Annotated in this window: 12 protein-coding genes; 4 read left to right on the top strand and 8 right to left on the bottom strand. The window is 55.5% G+C overall.

Annotated features, from left to right (window positions below; all coding sequences use genetic code 11):
• Window positions 1-14: 14 nt before the first annotated feature.
• Both NFS35_RS15650 and NFS35_RS15645 read left to right on the top strand, forming a co-directional pair.
• On the top strand, window positions 15-320 hold the full coding sequence (locus tag NFS35_RS15650; protein WP_251208063.1) for an FGGY family carbohydrate kinase: 306 nt from the start codon (window positions 15-17) through the stop codon (window positions 318-320).
• A complete protein-coding gene (locus NFS35_RS15645; protein ID WP_251208062.1) occupies window positions 317-913 on the top strand; it encodes an FGGY-family carbohydrate kinase in 597 nt (198 codons plus the stop codon). The genes NFS35_RS15650 and NFS35_RS15645 overlap by 4 nt, the downstream gene beginning before the upstream one ends.
• Here the strand turns inward: NFS35_RS15645 and NFS35_RS15640 are convergent.
• Window positions 880-2,421, bottom strand: a complete 1,542-nt coding sequence (locus NFS35_RS15640) for a Na+/H+ antiporter NhaC family protein (RefSeq protein WP_251208061.1) — start codon at window positions 2,419-2,421, stop codon at window positions 880-882. The genes NFS35_RS15645 and NFS35_RS15640 overlap by 34 nt on opposite strands.
• 274 nt (window positions 2,422-2,695) lie before the next feature.
• On the opposite strand from NFS35_RS15640, the gene NFS35_RS15635 reads away from it, so the two are divergent.
• On the top strand, window positions 2,696-3,073 hold the full coding sequence (locus tag NFS35_RS15635) for a helix-turn-helix domain-containing protein (protein WP_251208060.1): 378 nt from the start codon (window positions 2,696-2,698) through the stop codon (window positions 3,071-3,073).
• 130 nt (window positions 3,074-3,203) lie between these two features.
• Window positions 3,204-3,623 (top strand): GNAT family N-acetyltransferase, encoded by a 420-nt coding sequence (locus tag NFS35_RS15630; RefSeq protein WP_251208059.1) that lies wholly within the window; start codon window positions 3,204-3,206, stop codon window positions 3,621-3,623.
• A gap of 14 nt (window positions 3,624-3,637) precedes the next feature.
• Here NFS35_RS15630 and ptsP read toward each other — a convergent pair whose 3' ends face one another.
• The 7 genes from ptsP to NFS35_RS15595 all read right to left on the bottom strand — a co-directional run bounded on the left by ptsP (window position 3,638) and on the right by NFS35_RS15595 (window position 16,762).
• Window positions 3,638-5,266: a phosphoenolpyruvate--protein phosphotransferase gene (gene ptsP, locus NFS35_RS15625; RefSeq protein ID WP_251208058.1), complete on the bottom strand. Its 1,629-nt coding sequence runs from the start codon at window positions 5,264-5,266 to the stop codon at window positions 3,638-3,640.
• Window positions 5,267-5,324: 58 nt separating this feature from the next.
• The gene (locus tag NFS35_RS15620; protein ID WP_251208057.1) at window positions 5,325-6,647 is read right to left on the bottom strand and encodes an ABC transporter substrate-binding protein; all 1,323 of its coding nucleotides are present in this window, start codon (window positions 6,645-6,647) and stop codon (window positions 5,325-5,327) included.
• Window positions 6,648-6,719: 72 nt separating this feature from the next.
• Complete coding sequence (locus NFS35_RS15615) at window positions 6,720-9,305, bottom strand: hybrid sensor histidine kinase/response regulator (RefSeq protein WP_251208056.1); 2,586 nt, start codon at window positions 9,303-9,305, stop codon at window positions 6,720-6,722.
• Window positions 9,306-9,608: 303 nt separating this feature from the next.
• On the bottom strand, window positions 9,609-10,523 hold the full coding sequence (locus tag NFS35_RS15610) for a glycyl-radical enzyme activating protein (RefSeq protein WP_251208055.1): 915 nt from the start codon (window positions 10,521-10,523) through the stop codon (window positions 9,609-9,611).
• An 88-nt stretch (window positions 10,524-10,611) separates the two neighbouring features.
• A complete protein-coding gene (locus NFS35_RS15605) occupies window positions 10,612-12,876 on the bottom strand; it encodes a pyruvate formate lyase family protein (protein WP_251208054.1) in 2,265 nt (754 codons plus the stop codon).
• Between the two features lie 136 nt (window positions 12,877-13,012).
• On the bottom strand, window positions 13,013-13,852 hold the full coding sequence (locus NFS35_RS15600; protein WP_251208053.1) for an AraC family transcriptional regulator: 840 nt from the start codon (window positions 13,850-13,852) through the stop codon (window positions 13,013-13,015).
• Between the two features lie 156 nt (window positions 13,853-14,008).
• On the bottom strand, window positions 14,009-16,762 hold the full coding sequence (locus NFS35_RS15595) for an alpha-mannosidase (RefSeq protein ID WP_251208052.1): 2,754 nt from the start codon (window positions 16,760-16,762) through the stop codon (window positions 14,009-14,011).
• Between the last annotated feature and the right edge of the window lie 21 nt (window positions 16,763-16,783).

Raw genomic sequence — 16,783 nt, 5'->3', positions numbered from 1 at the left:
TCTTACAAATATTTTTGCCAAAAAGTTTTACCATATTCCGCACAGCCGCTCTGCCCAATGACAGCTTCCTCGCTGCGTCCCATCCCTGGGAGCGGCTTCAGGACGTTTCTTCCATCCGGGCAAAGGTGCTGGCTGCCTTGAAGGAGCTGACCACGGCATACAGCGATATCACCGCCATCGGACTCACCGGGCAGATGCATGGCATCGTCTATCTGGACAAAGACGGCAATCCGGTCAGCCCGCTCTATACCTGGCAGGACGGACGCGGGAATCTGCCTGACTATGAAGAGGCGCATTCCATTGGGATTCCGTGCTGGTGAACATCGGCACCGGTTCGCAGATTTCCGTGCTGTCCGATTCCTGGTTTGAAGGCCCCGGCATCGAGGCCCGGCCCCTTACGGCGGATTCCTATCTGCTGGTAGGAGCCGCCCTCTGCGGCGGCGCCGCCTATGCCGCGCTGGAGCATTTCTTCCGGGAATACGCTGCGGCCGCCGGAGGAAAAGACCAGCCGCAGTACGGCATCATGCAGTCTTTCCTGACAGCCCCCCGCGGCAGCGCACAGGACTGGCAGATAAGGACTACCTTTTCCGGCACGCGGGAAAATCCCAAAGACACCGGCTCCGTAACCGGCATCCGGCTGGACAACTTTCATCCTGCCGCCATGATCCGCGGCGTTCTGAACGGCATGGTCCGGGAACTTCATGATTTATATCGCGTCATCCAGTCGGGCACCGGCATCACCAGAACCCGGCTGATTGCCTCCGGCAACGGCATCCGCAAAAACAGCGCCCTGCAGGATATCCTGCAAGAGTGCTTCGGAATGAAACCGGAAATAGAACAGCATGAGGAAGAGGCCGCTTTCGGCGCGGCCCTCTTCGCTCATTCAGCCCTGTCACAGAACGAATCCGCGTAAGGCTCATTTTTTCCGATTGAAATCTTCCCGCGCTTATGCCGGTAAAGCATCGCGCCAAAGGCTGCAAAAAGCAGCAGGACGGACGATATTATCGTAATCCACGGATTTCTGGAAAAACCGGCCACCAGATACCCGAAGAAGCACACTGCCGCCACCAGCGTGGCATAAGGAAGCTGAGTCTCCACATGGCGCAGATGTTCGCACTGCGCCCCGGTGGATGCCAGAATCGTGGTATCGGAAATCGGTGAGCAGTGGTCCCCATACACAGACCCTGCCAGCGTGGCGCCCAGCGCAGGAATCAGAACCGCTGCGCCCTCGTCTCCCACGCACATCATGGACACGATAGGAAGCAGGATTCCAAAAGTCCCCCAGGCCGTCCCCATGGAAAAGGACAAAAACGCCGCCACGGCAAATACGATTGCAGGCAGCACGCCAAAGGGCAGACGCGCGCCCCGCACAAAGTCACTGACAAAAAACCCCGTCCCGATCATCTCCCGGCACACGCCCCCAAGGGCCCATGCCAGAATCAGAATCGTCAGAGCAGGAATCATCGTCTTGATACCATCGATGACCCCATTCATGAATTCCTTCAGACTCATGATTCTCCTGGGCAGGTACAAAATCAATGCCACTGTCAGCGCCGCAAAAGTTCCAAGCGTCAGGCCCGCCGTGGGATTTTCCCCGATTGCCTCCGCAAAGGATTTCCCCTCAAAGAAGCCGCCCACATAGGCCATGCCCAGAATCGCGCACACTATCAGCGTCGCCACCGGCAACACCAAATCCAGTATGGTACCCTTTTTCTTGTTAGCTTCCTTTTCTTCGAACTTTACCTCTCTCCTCCCGGCCTCCGCCTTTTCCATAGGACCGAAATCAAAATCCGTGACGCTTAGGAAAAATACCATAATGATTGTCAAAATAGCGTACAGATTATAGGGAATCGTCCGTACAAAAGCATTCAGGCCTCCCGCCTCCTCCACCTCGGAGGCCACTGCCACCGCCCAGCTGGAAATCGGCGCGATGATGCATACCGGCGCAGCCGTGGCGTCCAGCAGGTATGCCAGCTTCTCTCTGGAAATCCTGCACTTGTCCGTAATAGGCCGCATAACAGTTCCCACGGTCAGGCAGTTGAATCCGTCATCCACGAAAATCATAAGCCCCAGCACCGCGGTAGCCAGCTTGGCGCTGGCTTTGTTCTTAATCCGCCGTCCCGCCCACTGCCCGTAAGCGTCAGACCCGCCGGACCTGGTCACGATGACCACCAGGGAACCAAGCAGCACCAGGAAAATAATCATGTAACCATTTTCCCCAATCTTAGCCGCCATCATATCGAACACATATGTAACCGCCTGCAGGATATTCCCGCCGCTGCAGAAGCAGTATACGCACATCCCCGAGAAAATTCCCAGGAACAGGGAGGAATACACCTCCTTGCTGATTAAAGCCAGCGTAATCGCAATCAGCGGCGGCAAAATGGACAGCCACCCTGCCTCTATCATCTCCAAACCCATACCGTATTCCCTCCTTATCCCTGTTCCCGGGCGCCAGACGCGCACGGCCCTTTCTTTTCATTATACAGAATTTTCCATGACGAAACAACATATTTTTGGCAGAGCTGAAAATAGAGATGCTTTATACGAATCGTGAAATTTTTCTGTTTTTTTACACTATTCGTAAAATGCTATTTTATATTTCCTAAAATGTATTAATATAATATTCACGGTACGTAAATTTCAGCTAACTATCTGTTGATATCAGACGAAAAAAGAAAGGCGGCGGCATTTCATGAAGAAACTGGGAACGACTCTGTCACAGCTCCGCAGCGAAAAAGGGCTGGCCCAAAAAGAGATGGCCGCCTGCCTGAATCTGTCCATAAGCGCCATCTCCAGCTATGAAAATGATGTGCATGCCCCTGACCCGGTCATGCTGTGCAGACTGGCGGAGTTCTTCGGCGTCACCACGGATTACCTGTTGGGGCGCACGGAATACCGCTGTCCTCCCGAAGCCCTTAAAAAGCATATCACTTCGGATTATACCCTTTATAATATCGTTGACACAGTCCTGACTCTGAATCAGGAACGGCAGACCTCCGTTGTCGACTTCGTGAAATTTATGAAGCATCTGCATGATGAAGCCCCGGCCCCGGATCAGCCGGCAGACTAGCATACGCCCGGCCGCCTTTTTTCCGCATCAGCACCCTTGTAACCCGATGCCGCATATGCTAAAATCATTGTATCATATTTGCTAAAAAAGCAGGGAACAACAGATTGGAATCGGGAGGGTGAATTCTGTCATGAAAACAGTCAAATACGAAAATTTCCCGGACTGCGCAAAGAAAATCCGGAAAAAGGTCTTTATAGAAGAACAGGGGTTTCAGAACGAATATGACGACACGGACAACACGGCTGTGCATTTCGTGCTCTTTGACGAAAACGAAATGCCCGTCGCCACCTGCAGGGTGTTCCGGGATGCCGGAAAAGCTTCCTACGTCCTCGGCAGGCTCGCTGTCCTGAAAGAATACAGACACAAAAATATCGGCTCGCTTCTTATCAGGGAAGCCGAAGCGTATGTGCGATCTGCAGGCGGACAATCCCTGGTCCTGCACTCCCAGTGCCAGGCCGCGGACTTTTACCGAAAATCTGGATTCACGGAATACGGCGATATCGAAGACGAGCAGGGATGCCCCCATATCTGGATGCGCAAACCGCTCTGAACATACAGAACGCTCTACCGCACCCCATCCAGCTCCCTGACTGCTTTCCTGAGTCTCAATACCATAGGCGGGGCAACCGATATTTCGTCAACCCCCATTCGTATGAATGTCTCCGTGAGCTCCGGGTCAGCTCCCAGCTCCCCGCAGATGCCCACTCGTTTCCCATGGCCGTGGGCGCTGTCCACCGCCATCCGGATCATCTTCAGGACAGCCTTATGATGGGGATTGTAAAAATCGTCCAGTTTTCCATTCTGTCTGTCCATGGCGAGAGTATACTGGGTGAGATCGTTGGTCCCGATACTGAAAAAGTCCACCAGCTCCGCCAGTTCATCGCTTATCATCGCCGCCGCAGGGGTCTCGATCATGATTCCCTGCTCGGGAAGCCTGTATGGAACCCCTCTGTCCTCCAGTTCGGCCTGCGCTTCTTTGACGATTCCGAAAATCTGCCGCACTTCCTCCACCGACGTGATCATAGGATACATGACGGAGACATTTCCGAACACAGCGGCCCGCAGCAGCGCGCGCAGCTGGGTTTTGAAAATGTCCGGCTGTTTCAGGCAGATGCGGACGGCGCGGTAGCCAAGAGCCGGGTTCTCTTCTTTTTCCAGGCCGAAATAATCCGCCCGCTTATCCGCCCCGATGTCCAGGGTGCGGATAATCACCTTTTTTCCGGCCATCTCCTGCGCCGCTTGTCTGTATGCCCGGAACTGCTCTTCCTCCGTGGGGAAGCTGTCCCTGCCCAGATACAGGAATTCACTGCGGAACAGCCCGATGCCCTCCGCGTCGTTCTCCAGCGCATATGCCACATCGTCCGCGCTTCCGATATTGGCGTACAGGCAGACGCGCCTTCCGTCCTTGGTCACGCTCTCCCGCCCTTTCATGGCTTCCAGGAGGCGGCGCCCTTCCCGCTCTTCCTCCATCCTTTCCTCTGTCCGTGCCCGGAGCTCTTCATCCGGCTCGAATGACACTTTTCCCTCCAGTCCGTCCACCACAGCGGACATTCCCGTATGGAGTTCTTCCAGATCCAGCGGCACGCCGACCAAAGCCGGAATGCCCATGGTGCGGGCCAGGATGGCAGTGTGGGAGTTCTCCGATCCATGCACCGTCACAAAGCCCAGAATCTTTTCCCGGCCTATCTGCATGGTTTCGCCGGGGCTTAGGTCATCCGCCACGATAATGGACGGCTCCGCGACCACCGGTTCTTTTTCCCCATGCCCCTCCAGGATTCCCGCCAGCCGATTGGAAATATCCCTCACATCTGCGGCCCTTGCCCTCATATAATCATCATCCATGGCGTCAAACTTTTCCGCAAAGCCATCCCCTGTCGCCTGAACCGCGCAGGCGGCATTCACCCGCTTTGTCCGAATTGTGTCATAGATGGATTCCAGATATCCCTCATCTTCCAGCAGCATCTGATGCGCTTCAAAAACAGCGGCGGCGCATTCACCGGCTTCTTCCAGCGCCTTATCGTATAGTTTCCGCAGCTGTTCCCCGGCCTGGATTCCGGCTGCTTTCACCCGCTCTATCTCAGCTTCCGCATCTTTTATCACCCTCTGCTTTATCTGCCCGTCCTGATTTCTCAATACAGCAATCGGCCCCGATGCAATCCCTTTATATACGGATTTTCCGGTAAACTGCATCATATTTCCTTCCTCTCCGCATCTGCCGCTTATCCGCGTCGTTTCTGCGCCTCCCGCAGGGCTACTTTACCGAACGGTTGCTTTCCTCCTGCAGCCTGTCAAATTCCGCCATGCACTCGTCCACTGTGGCGCCGTTCAGGAGCATGCGCACCACCTGGCAGGTATTGCCCCACTGCTCCATATTCATGCTGGCATTGGCCCCCAGGACATAGACATTCTCCTGAATCCTGTCATTCAACGGCTTCAGCGCCGGAATACATTCCACTTCCACGTTCTTCGACGGCGAAATCACCTTATTGGTCTCCGCGTACACTTTCAGCGCTTCGTCGGAGGTCATCGCTTCCAGCGCCTGCAGGGCGTCCTCCTTATGCTCCGCATCCGTGCCCACGCCGAGCCCTGTCATGGGCATCACCGGCATCTGCCCCCTGTCTGTGGGGAATCCTATGACTACCATCTTGAAATCCGGATTGCCGTAGGCGGTATCCGTATTCGCCGCCCCCCAGTACGCCATCACGATGGGAGTCTTCTGCGCCAGGAAATCCGCACCTTCCCCCTCGATGGCCTCGCTGACATACGCTTTCCCGGCATCGATATATCCCTTGTCAATCATCTCCTGCAGGAACTCGAAGCCCGGGCGCATGTAATCACTGTACTTGCTCTCCCCGCTGTTCAGCGCCTCAATCTCCGCACCCGTATTTCCGCCGTTGTACAGATCCGCGTAAGCCTGGGCCAGGACGAATGTCTCCAGCCACCACCTGTTAGCCCCCACCGGCGTCTCGACTCCATTCTCTTTCAGCACCCGGCAGCATTCCAGGAACTCCTCCGGGGTATTCGGCAGTTCCAGCTCATACCGATCGAACATGTCCTTATTGATGAACAGGCCGTATACCACCACCTCCTGGGGAATCGCCACCAGCTTTCCATCCACCACATTCGCCGCTTTCACCATGTCCCGCAGGTTCTCCACACTGGCAAGTTCCGACAGATCCGCCAGCTTCCCTTCCTCCCCCAGAATCCGGATGGTGTCCGGATTGAGCAGATATAAGTCGTCCATATTGTTGCGCGCCCTGTCCAGGGCCACTTCGTCATAAGTCTTATCCTGATAATCCTCAGCCGTATAAGTCACATAGCTCACCTTGATGCCCAGCTTCTCCTCCGCCATGATGACCGTCTTGTCCACGGCGCTCCTTGCGGTGTTGACAGTATCCGCTTCGGTCTTCTCCATAGGGCTGAACATGTTCACGGCTCTCTCTGCCTCCGCATCCTCGACATGCAGAATATTGTTGTTCCCCTTTTTCCCGCAGGCTGTTATGGCAAGCACCGCAGCACACACCAGGCAGGCGCCCACAGCTTTTACAAAGCGTCTTTCCCCGTTCCTGTCCATTTCGTGTCCTCCTATAAAATCCGGCATCCGCCCCGCCGGTGCCTGGCACAGGCAGAGCCGGCGCTGTTCCTGTTACTTTTTTGTCACATATTGCAGTATAATCTGCTTTAACAGCTCCACATTAATCGGCTTCGCCAGATGGATGTTCATGCCGGCCTTCAGCGCTTCCCTCTCATCCTCAGCAAAGGCGTTGGCTGTCATGGCAATAATCAGTATCTCGCCCGCGTCCCCGCGGTCCAGAGCGCGGATTGCCCTTGTGGCATCGTAGCCGTTCATCACAGGCATCTGCACATCCATCAGAATCGCGTCGAACTCGCCCGCGGCGGAAGCCGCAAAACGCTCCACTGCCAGCTGTCCGTTTTCCACAATCTCGCATTCGGCTTTTTCCATGGACAGAATCTCATGCAGAATCTCCGCATTGATTTCATTGTCTTCCGCGGCCAGGAAGCGCATCCCTTCCAGGCTGACCTCTTCCCCTTTCCCGTCGTCTGAATCCGCCTTTCCGCCGTCTCGCATCTTCATCACTTTTTCTTTCAATGCTGACACGAAGAAAGGCTTTGTCAGAATTCCTGTCTTCTCTATCTGAGGGACATGGCTCTCTCCCTCTTCCTCATATTCCGTCAGGAACAGAACCGGCACTCCCGGTAAAACATTCCTGACGCTCTCCACTGCCTTCGCCGCGTCCAGGTCCGGTATATCCTGGTTCAGCAGAACGAGCTGGTATTTCCGTTCACCCGCGCCGGAAGAGCGCAGCAGCTCCATGGCTTCCTCCATGCTCTGCGCCGTGTCCGCCGCCACGTCCATGTCCTGCATGAGGGCCTGTATGTTCTCACAGCACTGCACGTCGCTGTCCACCGCCAGTATCCCGGAGATCCCGCTTTCCTTCCAGAACTGCCTGTCGGCCTGTCTCTCCGGTATGCGGAATTCCAGCTCTACCCGGAATATGCTTCCCTTGCCTACTTCGCTGGAGACATCTATCGTGCCGCCCATCAGTTCCACGATGTTCTTCGTGATTGCCATCCCTAAGCCGGTTCCCTGGACTTTGTTCGTGGTGCTGTTCTCCGCTCTGGTAAAGGCGTCAAAAATCTTCTCCAGATATTCCGGCGTCATGCCGTACCCGTCGTCTTCCACTTCAATCCTGATATGCTCGAACTGGCTGGACCGCTGCTTCAGCCCCGCGATTCTGAACCAGATGTTCCCGCCTTCCTGCGTATACTTCACCGCATTGGAAAGCAGATTGATGAGGATCTGATTGATCCGGGTCTCATCCCCCAGAAGATACTCGTGCTTCACGCCGGTCACTGTCACAAAGAATTTCTGCTCTTTGGCCTTTGCCATGGGGCGGATGATTGCGTCCACGGACGCCATCAGATCGCTTAAAGTAAACTCCTCCACCGAGAGCACCACCTTGCCGCTCTCGATTTTGGAGACATCCAGGACATCGTTGATCAGACTCAGCAGATGCTGTCCGGACGCCATGATCTTCTTCGTGTACTCCCTCACCTTGTCGGAATCCTCCGCGTCCCTGTCCAGCAGCAACGCAAAGCCCAGCACCGCGTTCATCGGCGTCCGAATGTCGTGGGACATGTTCGACAGGAACGTGGTCTTGGAATTGCTGGCCGCCTGGGCCGCCTGCAGCGCTTCCGCCAGCTGCCTGTTGTGAATCTCCCTCTCTTCGTCCCGTTCCTTTCGGATCTTGATCTGCTGCCTCTGATTGAAATAAAATAAAATACAGCACAACAAAAAGGCAATCAGCATCACCGCCACCACGATAAAAATGTTCTGGTTAACAGTAGATCCTTCCTGCTGAATCGCCTCAATCGGCACATAGCCAATCAGATAAATGGTCCCTCCGTTCACGGACCACATATAGTTCAATGCCTTTTGGCCCCGGATATCATGGTGGAACATGATATTCATGCCCTCACTCAGACATTGGTCCACTTCCTCCAGCAGCCCCTCCTCCCGGATCTCGTTGGCCCGGTAGAAATCGTTCAGGTTCAGATGGCCCGCGTCCCGCTGGCCCATTCCCTTGGGCTTTAGGACGAGTCGCTCTGTCTCCGCGTCCATGATATACAGCATGGCCTTTTTGTTGTAGAATCCGGCCGGAAGGGATTTGTCCAGGGAATCGTAGATATATTCCACGTAGAGATACGCTTCTTCCTCCCCGTCCTTTACCACAGGGCATTTCATGGTATAGGCCCATGTGCCCATGTAGTTCAGGTAGGACTGGGAGACCGCCACGCCGTCCACCGATCCGCCCGCGGAGAAGTCCAGTCCCTCCTCCGTAAACACTTCGCCCTTGTCGGAAATCCCTTCTGTCTCTCCCGCCCATATCATGGAAATCTTGACCATGGTCTGGCTGCCGCTGTAGGCGCGCAGGAGCTCTTCCGGGTCATCCGAAGCGGCGATTTCCTGCGCCATCAGCTTTTGGAATTCCGCATCCTTATTCAGGATTGCTTCGATGGTGCTCTTGATCAGATTCAGGCTCTCAGTGAGATTCTGAATGGCCGCATCGGACATCTCCACTGAAATTTTCCTCGATACGGAAAATACCACTGCCCCCAGAACACAAAATACCAAAATAATAGAAAGCAGCAGAGAAATCCCTTTATCCGTCTTTCTTGTGCTCTGTTTCCCTTTCATCGCTGTTCCCATTTGCCTCCAACGTTTTTCGTGACATACGCCATATAAGTCCTTAGCCTTATATTACAGGAACCGCTTCGCGAACCCTGTAATCAGACATGCAGAAAATCTATAAGTTCTTATAAGCTATATTATCACAAATCCTTTCGGGAAACAAGCGGAAAACCCGGCGCCGGCGACACGGCAGACGTCATTTTTTCAGCTTTCGCAGACATCGGCCCACGCTGTATAGCCGGAATACTTCTCCGGTTCTTCGCAGGACAGCTCAATGGCGCTGTTGCTGTTGCTGCTGCCTCAGGCAGAGCCCGCAGTTTTTCAACCTGCAAGCCTTACTCGCTTCGCCCCCGCAGCGCCGCTTTGGGAAAACCATGCTTCCCATTCCTCTTTTTCCTCCCGGGAAGGCACCGGAAATACGGAAGGCTGCCGGCCGATATTGCGGCTCTTGCCCGTCCCGAAATCATGGTAGGGCAGAAGCTGCGCTTCCTGAATGCCCGGAAACTCCTCCAGCAGGCTCAGTATCTTTCTGAAATGCGCTTCCCGGTCATTGACGCCGGGAATGATCGGGCAGCGCAGGACTACTTCCTTTCCCGCCCGGCAGAGCAGCTTCAGATTTTCCAGAATCGGCGCAAGCGGCACCCCGAGATACTCCCCGGCCAGTTCTTCCGTGGACACTTTCCAGTCAAAATAGAACAGATCTACGTAGGGCAGGACTTTTTCCACGGCAGCCTTGCCCGCGTACCCGCTGGTCTCCATGCAGGTGTGCATCATCTCGTCCTGGCAGAGCGAGAGAAATGCCGCGGAAAAATCCGGCTGCGTCAACGGTTCCCCGCCGGACAGAGTGACCCCTCCTCCGGACTGTTCGTAAAATTCTCTGTCTTTTACCGCTATTTCGACAGCTTCTTCCGGCGTACAGGCCCTGCCGATTACTTTCATCGCGTTAGCCGGGCAGACAGCCGCGCACGCCCCGCATTTCAGGCAGTCCTCAAAGTCCACCTGATGGGAAGCCCTGTCAGGCTCCATCCTGTGGACACGGGCGGGACAGATTTCCCGGCAGCGCCCGCAAAGGGTACAGCGCTCCCGATGGAAAGACAGCTGGGGCGCGGCTTTCTGGGATTCCGGATTGTGGCACCAGCTGCAGCGCAGCGGACATCCTTTCAGGAAAAACGTAGTACGGATGCCCGGGCCGTCGTTCAGGCTGCCCCGCTGGATATCTATCAGCAATGCTTCCATTTTCATTCCTTTCCTGAGGCGCCTCTCCGTTTCTGACAGCAGAAAGGCAGCCTCCGACCCGCGAACGATATCCTGACCTGTCCGGAACCTAATAAGCCGTCCTGGACAGCACATCTTTCTGGGTCCTCTCGTCCAGATCGATGAACCGCGCCGTGAACCCTCCCACCCGGACCGTGAGGTTTTCATGGCATTCCGGATGAATCAGCGCGTCCTCCATGTCCTCCTGGTCCACTACGCTCAGGTTCACCTGCTGGCCGCCTCCGGCGAAAAAAGCGGAGAGGAAAGCCCGGGCCGGGGGATTCTCTCCCCGGAACATCCTGGGGGAGAATTTCATGTTCTGGTTGCCCCCCGCATGGATGGAGGTGTCCATCTTGGTCAGGGAGCGGATCAGGGCCGTCACTCCCTCCCTGTCCTGGCCGTTATAGGGGCTCACACCGTTGGAGAGGAAAGTTCCCGCCAGCCGGCCGTCCGGCGTAGCGCCCACAAAGCGCCCCAGGGTGCTGTTCATGTTGTTGTTGATGATAACGGCCAGGAAAGAATCCATGCGGGTCTTCGTCCGCTGGTTCCGGATGGTCCCGCAGATGAACTCATGGAGCCTGACGGCGATGGCGTCCGCCTCCTCGTGGTCATTGCCGAATTTCGGCGCGGCCAGCAGCAGCCTGCGCTCCTCCTCATAGCCGTCGAAATTGCGGTCCAGGGCCTCCACGAGACGCTCCATCCCAATGGTATGGTTTTGATACACCGTGTGCGCAATCGCCGTCATGCTGTCAGCCAGGGTGATATTCCCATAGGTCTCCACCGTGCCGCCCAAATGGGCCAGGCCGCCTCCCAGCATGGGCTTTCCCTTTGCCATACAGTCGTCCAGCAGCGCGCTGTACTGGAGAAAACAGGCCTCCTCGCCGCACACGTCGTAGAGCAGTTCCTCAAAGCCGCCGGAGATATCGATGAAGAAGGACAGATATTCCTCCACAAGCTCCATCAGTTCCCGGAAATCCCGTATGTCCGCCAGCCTCCTGACAGGCCTCCCTGCAGCCGCCGGGCCGCAGAGCCTGCCTGTGGCGGGATTGATTCCGTCGTGCAGCACCAGTTCCAGTATCTTCGCCACGTTCAGCGCCGTATTCGGGGTGCCGATGCTCTTCCGGGCCAGCATATATTCCCCGCATCCAAAGAAAGAGTACTGCCAGGCAACCTTACGCGGCACATCCATGGCCCGCATGACGGAGGGCACATTCACATCGTCATTGTAGAGCATGGGGAAAGTACAGCCGCCTGCGATAATCTCCAGCGCGCGGTCATACACGGCCTGATTCATATCTTTGCAGAACCGCAGGCTGATCTGGGGATAGAAATGGTCTTTCCGCACCTCCAGCACATCCATGACCAGCATGGCGAAACTGTCCGCCGCCTTTTCACTGCGCCGCCCCATGCCGCCGATGATCACCCTGGTATCCCTGCCGCTCTGGGTCTCGATGATGGAGAAGAAATTGTTCAGGAGGGCAACAGCCTCATCTTTCGTGATGCGCCCCGCTTTCAGGTCACGCACATAGAAATCTCCCATATAATCGTCGATCCTGCCAATCTCCACGCAGCGGCAGGCCAGCATATAGATACACTGGAGCTGTACGGCCTCCCGCATGGTAACAGGCGGTTTATCGGCAACATTCTCCAACACCTCTGCCATCTGCATCAACTGCACCCTGCGCTCCTCATTCGCCTGCGCAGCCAGTGCCAGCGCCTCTTTCCGATAGTCCAGAATCACGCCCCGCACTGCCTCCATCACAGCTGCTATCCCCTCATAAAACGAAGCCTGCTCCATTCTGCCGGCAGCGTAGCGCAATGCCTCGTCCCGCAGGCCGCATATCCCTAAAGAAAACAGTTTCCTGAAATCCAGATTGACCCCTGCCAGGCGGTACAGGGGATGGATGGCGGCGTTGTCGGTATTGTAGGCATCTCCGCCCATGGAGCCCTCCCACCAGGCCGGAAAGCGGCGGCGGATTTTGGTATTGGTATTCTCCGTCCTCCAGAAATCGATCATGTTCTGCACGCGGAGACGGTATCCCTCGTCGTAGGAGGCATCCTCCTTTATCCGCTCCGCCAGCTGCCTGCAGGCTGTCTCGTTGATGCAATACCCCACCTTGTCGATGCCGTCTCCCTCCAGACAGGGCGCAAAGACCACATAAGGTCGGCTGATTCTTCCGGCAATCAAATCTCCTTCTTCGGGAGAGACAAAATAGGTGGAAATCTGCACCTCCATGCAGCGGCTTTCCCTGACGGCCTTATCCTCCATAGCGTTTTTCCGGTAGCACTCCGTAAAAGCAAGTTCCCTCTCCAACAATCTGCCTGACTGATACATAAACATACCTCCTGTTTTTTCCCCCGATGTGTTATCGGCACTTTTTTCAGCGCCCTGACTATGTTTATGTACGCAGTATAGCATACCGCAGGAAATCCCGCTCCCACAAAAAGGCACAACCTGATACTATTTTGACCTAAAAAAAGAAATTTTTCCGACTGCGGTATTCGCTGGGCGTCAGCTGATAGCGCTGCTTGAAAAGACGGTTGAACCAGGAAAGATTTTCAAATCCGCAGATCCCGGCAATCTCCAGCACCGTCAGACCTGTGGTCTGGAGCAGGGAAGCCGCATGGGAAAGGCGCAGGTCATTGATGTAATCTGTGGGTGTCTGCCCATAATATTTCCGGAACATACGATTGATGTACGCCTGACTGCGGCCGGAAAGCTCCCGCATCCGCAAGATTCCCAGCGTGAAATTTTCCGGCTGCCGCATCTGCGAATACAGGCGCGAAAGCCATCCGGGCACAAAATCCGAGCGTTCCGGCATGCCCGCCGAAATGAGGGCATCGCCGCAGATGCTCCTCATCAGGAATCCGTAAGTCCGGGGATGCGGCAGGAAACGGTCCACCATGGCCGTCCGGGAACAGTAGACATGGAAAGCGCTCTCGTCCAGAGAGAAATACCCGCAGGGATCCGAGACAGGCATGTCGTCTCCTGAAAAGAAACCTGTTTCCGCAAGGATAGCCTCAAAGGTATCCCTGCGGACGGCAATATTGCGCAGCAGCGCCGGCCTGTCCGAGTCGTTTTTCAGACAGTGCACATCCTCCGGGCGCAGTATATGGCCCTGGCGGCGCGTCACCTTTGTCCTGCCCTTTCCGAAATCTTCCGTGAACTCCCCCTGGAGGACAATGAAAAACTCATAATAGTCATGGTTGTGCGCCGAGGCCTCCTGGCCCGGATTCAGGAAGAAATCCGCCATGTAGAAACTCTGATTCCGGTCTGTCACATAGTTCGTCCACAGGCACTTTCTGTACATTTCCCAACCCTCATTTCTCTTTCAGAGCGTCCCGCTGCTCTTTTTTGGCCATATGAAATTTCACTCCGGCCGCTCGTCGAACCGCCGGTCCTTAAAACAGTACTCTTCTTTTCATCTTTTCCTGTTCTGCCATTTCCCCACCAAAGCGGCGCTTCCTTAATGAGTAATACCGACTGTAACTATTTCAAAAGGCTTCACGGTCATGCGATAACAGGAGTCCTCTCCTCCGGCAAGCTCTCCGAGATTTTCCTCAATGACATTGCTTCTGTATACTTTTCCGAACCATTTCTGGCGCTCTATCGTCAGTTCCACTGCTTCTTTCGTTTCATTCACAAAACGGACGATGATATCGCTGTCCCCGTCCTTTTTCTTGAATCCTGTCAGGTTCAGCCCTCTGCCTCTCCAGGCAAAGAAGCCCGCTTTCGGCGGCAGCAGCTTCTCCTCCGCGGATTCTGCGGTTTTCTTCAGATAACCGCGCTTCGACGCCAGACTGCTCACAGCAAGTTCTGTCTGGAACAGATGCCCCTCCGTAAACGCTGCCGCTGTCTCCTCTTTTCTATATGGAAGGACCTCGTATGCGACCGTATGTGTCCCGGGAAGCTGTGCCCCAGGGGTGGGGAAGTCGCCCCAGTCACCCATCTCACCGGTGCAGCGCAGCAGCGTCACGGCTATGGTATTGTCCCTGTCCGGCAGCACTTCGTATTCGTACAGGCCGAAGTTGGCCACCAGGATGCCGTCTTTTTCATCATGCATGGCGACGAAATTCTGCTGGTGCTCACAGCCGCTGGGATTCTCCCAGGCCCTGCCGTGGCGGTTCGGGCGTTCCACCACCTCAAAGGCGGAATCCGCCAAATGAGTCTCCGTCTCCAGGCCGGTGGGCACCATCACTCTGATTCTGTGGTCCTTCGCCGTGTTGTCCATGGTGGTCTCCACTTTCAGTCCCTTTGCGCTGCGCTCCAGCTTTAAAAGCGTGGTGATGGTGAGCTCCGTCAGCTCTTTGCTCCTCCCCGCTTTCCTCTGGTAAAGCCCTACGCACCGGCGCTGCTCTTTCTCCAGCAGTTCATCCGCGCCTGCGGGCACCATGAGCTTATGGGTAATCCGATAGGTACAGCGGCAGGCCTCATCCTCTGCCAGTTCAATCAGGGCCGCCATCCCCTGGGTGGTGATTTCCTTTTTGTCGGAATCCTGTATGAAAATATATTCATTTCCGATATCTCCGCACTCCTGGTAATATCCGATATGGGGATAGCATTTCCCGCTCTCCTTTTCCGTCAAGGAATAGCTGCCGTCCTCATGGATTTCCACCCGGAGGGCATCGTTTTCCATCACCCTCTCGGCCGGGGTCAGGGACCGGGCTTTTTCCATGGATGTTCCTGCCTCGCGGGCTGCTTTCCCGGCGGCTTCCGCTTTCTCCAGGGAATAGACGCAATACCCAAATGACGGGACATCTTTCGCCTCAAAGGTCACCTTCAGTTGTCTCGCCATATAGGGCTGGCGGAACCTGTCCTCCGGGAGCTCATAGCCGAACCGCACGCCCGCATCCTGGATTTTCGCATCGACTACATTTCCGTCCGCGTCTTTCAGCACCAGTTCAGGGAGTTCCAGCTGCTCCATTTCCTTATATTCTTCCGCACAGCCTCCCGCATAGCTTCTTGCGAAATCTATCACCGTGCTGACGATGCCGTCCCTGTTCCATCCGGTCATATTGAATACCACGAAAGGATATGCCATCCCCTTGGTGTCAATCCGGTCCGCCATCCATGACATGCCGTCAGCAAACAATTCTTTTGCCACCTGGCGGCTCTTGTCAAAGCGGGTCTTGATTTCCGCATTCACGGCATCCACGCTGCAGCCGCAGATGCTGTCGTGGGGATGGTTCTGCATCAGCGTCTTCCAGCTGTAGCACAGAAATTCCTCCGGATACTCCTTTCCGCACAGATAGGCCAGAGCCGACACGGGCTCCGCCTCTTTCTCCAGCGCCGTCTCACAGACCCGGTTCATCTGTTTCAGCGGAATGTGGGATGATGTGGTATTGACCAAAGTAAAGCGGCCGTCAGTCTCCTGGCTGATCAGTTCGCCCCGCACCGTGGAGACATTTTTCATTTCCGCGGCCACCGCGTCCACATAAGTGTTGAAATCAGAGTGGATGAACTCTATCTCCGGGTAGAGCTTTCTCGCCGTCTCCAGCGCCGCTTTTAGGTCTTTCTGTACCGGCTGATGGTCGCAGCCGTTCATGAGCAGCAGATGGCGGGTCCCCGCATACTGTCTGGCGCCGGCAAGCCTGGACTCCCAGAACGCCTTTGCCGCCTCCTCTTCCACCGGGATTTCCATCCCGTTGCTGTACCAGTTGGCGAAGAGGATGCCGGGGAGGGCGCTGCCGTCGGGAGACTCCCACATCATTTCCGAATACATGGATTCATATTCGCCGCCCTGGACCTCGTTGTTGAAGCCCACCGGCTTCACACCGCGTCCGAACACGATTGCTTTCATCCCCGCCTGCTTCAGCAGCTGGGGCATCTGTCCCGCATTGCCAAAAGCATCCGGGAAATAGCCCACCGGACAGTAGCCCCCGTATTCCAGCGCTTCTTTTCTGCCCACCAGGAGATTGCGCACATTCGCCTCCCCGCTGGTGAGGAATTCATCCTGCAGGATATACCAGGGGCCCGCCGAAAATCTTCCCTCGCGGACATGTTTTTTCAGTCTTTCCCTGTTCTGGGGCTTGATCTCCAGATAGTCGTCCATCACGATTGTCTGACCATCCAGATGAAAGCTTTTAAAAGAAGCGTCCGTCTCGAACAAATCCATGGACTGGTCGATCAGATCCACCAGCTTCATCCTGTGCTGCTCAAACGCCATGTACCATTCTCTGTCCCAGTGAGAATGGGAAATGATATGTACTATAGTCTTCATACTGCCTGTTCCCTTCCTGCC

Source organism: Acetatifactor aquisgranensis, assembly GCF_943193215.1.
Lineage (GTDB): Bacteria > Bacillota > Clostridia > Lachnospirales > Lachnospiraceae > Acetatifactor > Acetatifactor aquisgranensis.
The sequence above is the reverse complement of the archived record's forward strand: the minus strand, read 5'-3'. Positions and strand labels throughout refer to the sequence as shown.